Annotated in this window: 3 protein-coding genes; 2 read left to right on the forward strand and 1 reads right to left on the reverse strand. The window is 66.8% G+C overall.

From position 1 onward, the window contains the following. Window positions 1-629 precede the first annotated feature (629 nt). Complete coding sequence (locus tag MJ783_RS20595) at window positions 630-2,561, forward strand: endonuclease/exonuclease/phosphatase family protein (RefSeq protein ID WP_239312865.1); 1,932 nt, start codon at window positions 630-632, stop codon at window positions 2,559-2,561. 175 nt (window positions 2,562-2,736) lie between these two features. On the opposite strand, the gene MJ783_RS20600 is transcribed toward MJ783_RS20595, so the two are convergent. Next, window positions 2,737-4,392 carry an effector-associated domain EAD1-containing protein gene (locus MJ783_RS20600; protein WP_239312867.1) on the reverse strand — a complete coding sequence of 552 codons (1,656 nt, stop codon included), beginning with the start codon at window positions 4,390-4,392 and terminating at the stop codon, window positions 2,737-2,739. Between the two features lie 585 nt (window positions 4,393-4,977). Here MJ783_RS20600 and helR point away from each other — a divergent pair. Further along, on the forward strand, window positions 4,978-7,131 hold the full coding sequence (gene helR, locus MJ783_RS20605) for an RNA polymerase recycling motor ATPase HelR (RefSeq protein WP_239312870.1): 2,154 nt from the start codon (window positions 4,978-4,980) through the stop codon (window positions 7,129-7,131). Window positions 7,132-7,461: the final 330 nt, after the last annotated feature.

Genomic DNA, 7,461 nt, shown 5'->3' on the forward strand with positions numbered 1-7,461 from the left:
GGGTCCATAGCCGGGCATGCCGATCGATCCGGTGGCATGTTTCCCCCAAAAACGATCTGTATTAAACAGCGGTTGCTCAACTGATCAACTGAAGGTGCGTCATGTGCCTGCCGGATTCGGCAACAAGATTATCAGCGTCCATCCCGTGGTGAAGTAACGCTGGATGTCGCGGGCCGTGAGCTGGCCCCAGCATCCGATCGGGCGGGCATCGGCAACAAGACCCTTGGTGAGCCCATCGAGGGCATAGCCCTGGCCAGCGCGAATACCTTTTCGGCGGGCATCGCGTCGTGCACCGCCTCCCAGCCGCCATGATTTCGTCATGTATATACATGACAGTTTTCCGACAGGCTTCCGAGATACACGACAGCGGCGATTTTCCTATAGTCGCTAACGTCAAGCTCCGTAACCTTCGATGCCCCGTAGCGGACCAGGGCCCGGTACGGGGGCGAGGCCATCGGCGGCTGGGCAACAGCAAGATCGGACGATCGCTACGCGCTCCTCCGCGGTGCCGATGAGAGGAGCGTCCACTCGAACGCAGGAGGTTCCCACGTGTTTCGAGACGCAGGCCAGCCGGTACGAGCAGTGCCGCCGGCAGGCGCCGCCGCGATTATTGACCGGAAGGACCCTTCATGCCATTAATCGACCCGATCACCGCCGTGACGCGACGACGTACCACCGCACCACGGCGGTTGCCCGAGCCGAGGCACAAAAATCCGACGACACGGGAGCGTCGACGGCGCTGGATCACCGCTGTGGTCGCCGTTCTGGTCGGGCCGGCGGTCCTGGCCACGACATTGACGCTGAACACCTCGGCGGCGCAGGCCGTGAACAATGACGGCACGTCGTCGTTCGCCACATACAACATGCACGGCTCCGACAACGGATTGACCTGGCGGTCGGAGATCCAGCGGCTGACCGCGCACAACGCGGTGGTGGCGCTGCAGGAGGCCGGCAGCGGGCCGCCGATGCCGGCGAGCATGGACCGGAGCAACTTCCGGCAGATCCGGCTCAATCCGTCCCGCCCCAGCCCCTTCCCCGGTTCGGTCACGCAGGTGACCTGGCCGGGTGGCCCGAGCGGCGGCAACCGTTACGTGTACTTCCTGCAGACGGACCCCCGCCGGGTTGGTGACACGGGCCTGGACACGTGGGACGGCGGCCAGATGAACGTGGCGATGGTCACCGATTCCCAGGCCGATGAGGTCCGCGTACTCGAGAACCCGGCCTACGACCCGAACCCGAACGCCCCGAACAACCGTTACCGGGCGCGCCCGCTGCTCGGTCTGCGATTCGGGAACACCTGGTACTGGAACACGCACGCCCGCGGCGAGGACGTGCCCGGACTGCTCAACCAGGTTCGGAACTTCGCGGCCACCGACGGCCGCAACTGGGTCCTGGTCGGCGACTTCAACCTGAACATCCTCAACCGTTCCGACGACGAGGCCCGCAACCAGTCGCTGCATCTGCGCGCTGATGAGACCCTGGTCCGCACAGGTCAGCCGACGTTCATCAACGGCAACAACCCGAGTGAGCTGGACTACGCGATAACGCACGGCCTGCCAGCGTTCACCGCGACCATTCCGAGGGGTGCTGGATCCGACCACGTGCCTGTGGACTTTGCCCGGACACCGCCGCCGGCCCAGCCGCCAGCCCCGGCCCGCGTCTACGGCACCGTGCTGGCCACACCGAGCGGCCGTCTGCTGCAGGAGAACCCGGACCGTTCGATCGCGATCGGGGACGCCCGCTACGACAACAACCAGACCTACCGGATGTACACCACCGACTCGCTTACCCACTACCTGCGCAACGTCGGCACCGGAGACTGCGTCGCGGTCGCGCCGGACGCCCGCCGGGACGTGTCCTCCCGGATCGTCGCCGACACGTGCGATGACCCGCGCTCGCAGTGGACGATCAGCCATCTTGAGGACGACCCGGTGCCGAACGACGACAACGGCGGACCACAACGCTGGCAGAGCGTGGCCTTCCCCGGGCTCTGCCTGACTCCGGCTGGCAACTCGGTGACCGCGGCGCCGTGCACCCAGGACGCTGCCCAGCGGTGGTGGGACAGCCCTTCCTCCCTCCCTACAAACTGGCAGACGACTGACGCGAACGTGCGACTCGAATCCGCGTTCAATGGCCGGCTGCGGCGGATCGGCAAGGTCGCCAACACCGAGGTCTATACCGCATCCAAGCCGCCCGCCAGCTGGTGGATCTATTGGTGGTTGTGGGAGAAGCAAGATTTCGGCTGGAACATCCAGCGGATTAGCCCGGACGACAACCTGGTCCGAATCAAGAGCCTGGACGGTGACCTTTGGTGCCTGGGCAGCCGGGACGAGCACGCCACCAAGACAACGGCTGCCGTGCTCCAGGTGTGCGACGCCCCCCGCGGCGTCGACGGGGCTGGCCAGCGTTGGCTGGCCGAGAGCTACCCAGACGGGACCATCCGCTTCCGTAACGAGGCGAACCACCTGTGTCTGCTGTCTCCCGACGGCCAGAGTGGTTACGCCTCGCTTTACGAGTGCCAGGACATCCCGGCCGAGCGCTGGAGCGTGGTGAAGCCCTGAATCGCCGGGCCGCCTGGACCGGCGCGTACGATGGTCCAGGCGGCCCAGTCTCCGGGCGGGTTGACCCGCGGTGACGGACCGGTTAGGTGTGGTGAGCCGCACTCATGATCGACCAGGGCCATATTGACAGACCAGGCAGGCTGAACGACAAGCGCGGTCATCGCAAAAGCGATAGTCAGTCGGCACGGCGCCACAACCAAGCATCCATTCGGTCGCCCGCGTAGACCAGCGCAGCGCCATTCGCGCTGATATGCAGCTCGCGCACATGCGACCCGCCCGCAGCGGTGCCCGGCGGTTCAGTCAGGGATTTGGTTTCGACGTTGCCGCTGGTTACGTCCCACTGCAGTAGCACTGTGTTGTCGTAGGCGCCGGACACCAGCGTCCGGCCGTCCGGAGTGAAGTCGAGACACAGCACCCCGCCGCCATGGCCGTTCAGGTCCGAGGCGAAATGCACGCCGGTCTGGTCGACATGCCACAGCACAATCGGACCGCCGTTGTCCTGGCCGGTCGCGAGCATCGTCCCGTTCGGGTTGAAGGAGGCCGTGAAGACCGATCCCGGTGCATATGCGGGTTCTCCCACCGGCTGTAGGCGGTTGATATCCCAGAGGACTATTTTTCCCTGCGAATCCGGTGTGCCCGGCCTGGCTGGTTCGGCGACAGTGACGAACCAGCGCCCGGTCGGATCCACCTCCGTACTCCAGAGTTCGCCGTCCGCTTGTACCACCCCCGCTTCACCCGTGGCGATATTCCAGACCCGGGCGGTGTGATCCTGGCTCGCGCTGACCAGCGTGGCACCATCCGGCGAGAACGACAGCGAGCGGATGTTATCGCGGTGCCCTGTCATTCGCCTCGGCGGTGCATGTCCCGCGAGATCCCACAGAACGACAGTCTTGTCCATTCCACCGCTGGCGAGAATTGTTCCGTCCGGGCTGAACGCGAGAGCGTCGACACGACCGGAATGGACCCCGATCAGGGTTGCTGTGCTTTTTCCGGAGGACGTGTCATAGAGAATGATTTTTCCGTTCTCGCCGCCAGTCGCGGCCACCGTTCCAGAACCGTTGATAGCCACGCTGGTCACATTGCTGGTCTGCCCCTTCAGCAGCATCGGCCGGGCCGTGTCGAATCCGCCGAACGGCACAGCTGGCGGTGCCGCGGTTACCCTGCGGTCCGGACCCGTCCGAGCGTCGTCCCCGCTGGGGGCGAACACAAGGACAGCTGTCACCGCAACGGCCACCGTCACGGCGATCAGGCCGCTTGCCAGTCCGATCGTTCGGGCCCGAGTACGGCCTGGCCGAGTATGGCGTGGCCAGGCCTCTTTCGTCGGCGTAGGCAGGATGGTTGGAGCGGCGGCGGCATGCGGTTCGTCGGTCTCAGGCGGCCTGTCTGGGCCGGTTGCGGTCAGGGCGCGTGACTCAGGAACAGATGTCGGCACGGACGTGACAGGCTCCCGTACCGTGTCGTCTGTGTCCGCGGATTCGCCGGGGCTGTCACGGGCGTCATCATCACGCGGTACCGGCGGTACCGGCGGCGGATCAACCACAGGCAGGTCGGCGAATCGCTGAAACACCGGGTTGCCCGGAAACATCTCGAGCGCGGCCCGCGCGATCCGACGGTAGGGGTCGACGGCGATTCCGTTCTCGAACGAGCGGAACGTCTCCGCCCACCACAGCGTCGCGTTGAGTCCGACCCAGTCGAGATGCCGGTCGGCCGGGATGCCGATCTCCAGAAGAAGGTGGTGCGCGGCGGTCTGGTTGGAGAAGGCCACCGCGAGCGCGGACCGCAGTATGCGAACGTCGTCGTTCCCATGTGCCGCCCCGCCCAGCAAGGCCACCCCGACTCCTCACTCCGATGCCTGTAGATCGAGGAAGAAGGATACGACCGCATCCGCCCACTGACGGGCTGGGAGGACAGCGAGGCGTGGCCTACACCAGGACCACCGACTGTTCCGTCTCAACGGCGATGCCAGTTGAGGGGTGGCGGCGCCAACGGCACGGCGGATCATAGAATATACGTCGGTGATGCCTGGGTGACCGCTTCGCGGGCCAGCATCCCGCCGGCTCAACTCGCCGACCTGCATATCTGTCACTGCGGCGCGTTCGCCTACATCGCAGGCCAGGTCGCTGACGGAGAGAGGATCCCGCTGACGCGGCTGCGCTACGCGGGATCGGCCACACGCAGAGGCGTCCCCCGCGAAGGACGTACGGGCGAGACCCCCCGGGCCTGCCTGGTGGATATTGGTCGATGCGGGTGGTGATCCAGCAGGCGGTTCGCAAGGCTGCGGACAGCGGGGTCCCCGTGCGGCGCGCAGCGGGGTACGGGAGCGATGCGGCGGGGTGCCTGCTGGGCATCGATCCGCGCGATCGAAGATTTGCCAGACAGGCCCCAAGGTCACGAACCCCAGATCGGAACCGACGACGTGAACCCCCTGATCGCCAGCGCGTTCGACCTTCCCGACCATCTCACCCCCAAGGCCGACCCGACACTGATCGCCGGTGACGAGCAGCACTTCGCGGCCATCGCGGAGAGTCTCGAGCAGTCGATCGCTGACCTGTCCGACCGCCTCGACGCCGAGCGCAAAGCGCCCGGCGGCATAGGCCGGGAGGCGATGGAGCGGGACATGGAGATCCACCGGCTGACCGCTCGCCTGCGCGCCCTGCGTCGCTTCGGTTTGGATCTGTGTCTCGGACGCATCGTCAGCGCGGACAACCCCGAGCCCCTGTACGTCGGACGACTTGGCCTCACGGACAGCGGGGGTCGCCGGCTGCTGCTCGACTGGCGTTCCCCCGCGGCTGAGCCGTTCTTCGGGGCGACCCACGCCAACCCGATGGGTCTGGCAAGCCGCCGCAGGTATCGCTGGACCAGCGGCCGGGTCAGCGACTACTGGGATGAGGTGTTCACTGTGGACGGGTTTGACGGGCACGCCGCGCTCGACGACCAGTCCGCCTTCATCGCCAGCCTGGCCAGCAACCGGTCGCCCCGGATGCGGGACGTGCTCGGCACCATCCAGGCCGATCAGGACGCTATCATCCGCGCGGGCTCCGACGGCGCTCTCGTCGTCGACGGCGGTCCCGGTACGGGGAAGACCGTTGTCGCTCTGCACCGCTCCGCCTACCTTCTCTACTCCGACCCTCGCCTCGGTCGCCGCCGGGGCGGCGTGCTGTTCGTCGGTCCACACCAGCCCTACCTGGCTTACGTCGCAGACGTCCTGCCCAGTGTCGGCGAGGAGGGCGTGCAGACCTGCACCCTGCGGGACCTCGTCGCCGAGGGAGCCGCGGCAGCGGTCGAGACCGACCCGGACGTGGCCCTCCTGAAGTCGTCCGCGGACCTGGTGAAGGCGATCGAGACGGCTGTTAGGTTCTACGAGGAGCCGCCCGCCACGGGCATGACGGTCACGACCCACTGGTCTGACATCTGGTTGAGCGCCGACGATTGGGCCGAGGCGTTCGACGCACCAGACCCCGGTACTCCGCACAACGATGCGCGCGAGCGGATCTGGGCGGAGCTGATCGCGATCATAACGGACAAGCACGATGGCGACGTCTCAGCTGACCTGCTCCGGAAGTCGCTGCCGCGGAACGAGGAGCTGCTTACGACCTTCAACCGGGCGTGGCCGCTGCTCGAAGCGGCTGACCTCGTCGCGGACCTGTGGTCGGTACCCGCCTACCTGCGCAAGTGCGCTCCCTGGCTCAGCCCCGATGACGTTCAGGCGCTGCAGCGCGGGGACACCCAGGCCTGGACGGTGTCCGATCTGCCGCTCCTGGACGCGGCCCGGCAGCGGCTCGGCGACCCGCGGGCGTCCCGGCGTAAGCGCCGGCATAACGCCGCTGTCGCCGCCGAGTGCGAGCAGATGGCCAAGGTCGTCGACAACCTGATCCAGGCTGCCGATGATGAATACGGCGTAGGCCTGGTGACGATGCTGCGCGGCGAGGACTTCCAGGACGTCCTAGCCGACGGGACCGCACCGCCCAGTACCGACCCGGACCTGCTCGCCGGCCCGTTCGCGCACATCGTCGTGGACGAGGCTCAGGAACTGACCGACGCGGAGTGGCAGATGCTGCTGCTGCGCTGCCCGTCCCGGAGCTTCACCATCGTCGGGGACCGTGCCCAGGCCAGGCACGGGTTCACAGAGTCGTGGCAGGAACGGCTCGAGCGGATCGGACTCGGCCAGATCAACCTGGCCTCCCTGAGCATCAACTACCGGACGCCGGAAGAGGTCATGGCGGAAGCCGAGCCGGTCATCCGGGCTGTGCTTCCGGACGCCAACGTGCCGACCTCCATCCGTGGCGGCGATATCCCCGTCATGCACGGATCAGCTTCGGACCTGGGCTCGATCCTCGATACCTGGCTTGCCGCGCAGGCCGACGGGATCGCCTGCGTCATCGGCGATCCCGCGTTCCGGGCGACCTCCCGCGTCCGGTCGCTGACCCCGGAGCTGTCAAAGGGGCTCGAGTTCGACCTGGTTGTCCTCATTGACCCGGAGGGGTTCGGCGACGGCATCGAAGGAGCGGTCGACCGCTATGTAGCGATGACGCGAGCGACCCAGCGACTCGTCATCCTCACGAGCTCCTGACATCGGCCGAGACCTCGTCGAGAACGCCACCTAGCCGGCTGACCTGTGCCCACGCGTTCGGCTACGGTTGGGTTCTCTGTTGCCCCCGTGCGGTAGCTCCTGCTCGGGCTGGTACCGGTCCCGTTGATTGTCCCGGCCGCAGCCATGTCCAGCGTGCCGACATAGCCCCGGAGCGAACACCACACAAAATACGGATGAACCCATGGGCATAGCTGGGCCGTGACTGGAGTTGATGGCCAAGAGCGCCCGGCAATAGGGGCGTGGATCAAGGAGCGGGGCTGGGGCGCGTGCCCCAGCCCCGCGACGCCGCGTCCCCTAGAGCCGGGCGCT

This window comes from Protofrankia sp. Cj3 (assembly GCF_917627355.1).
Classification (GTDB): domain Bacteria; phylum Actinomycetota; class Actinomycetes; order Frankiales; family Frankiaceae; genus Protofrankia.

Excerpts from the sequence above, each read along its gene's own strand:
- MJ783_RS20595 (WP_239312865.1), top strand. The coding sequence starts at position 630 with ATGCCATTAATCGACCCGATCACCGCCGTGACGCGACGACGTACCACC.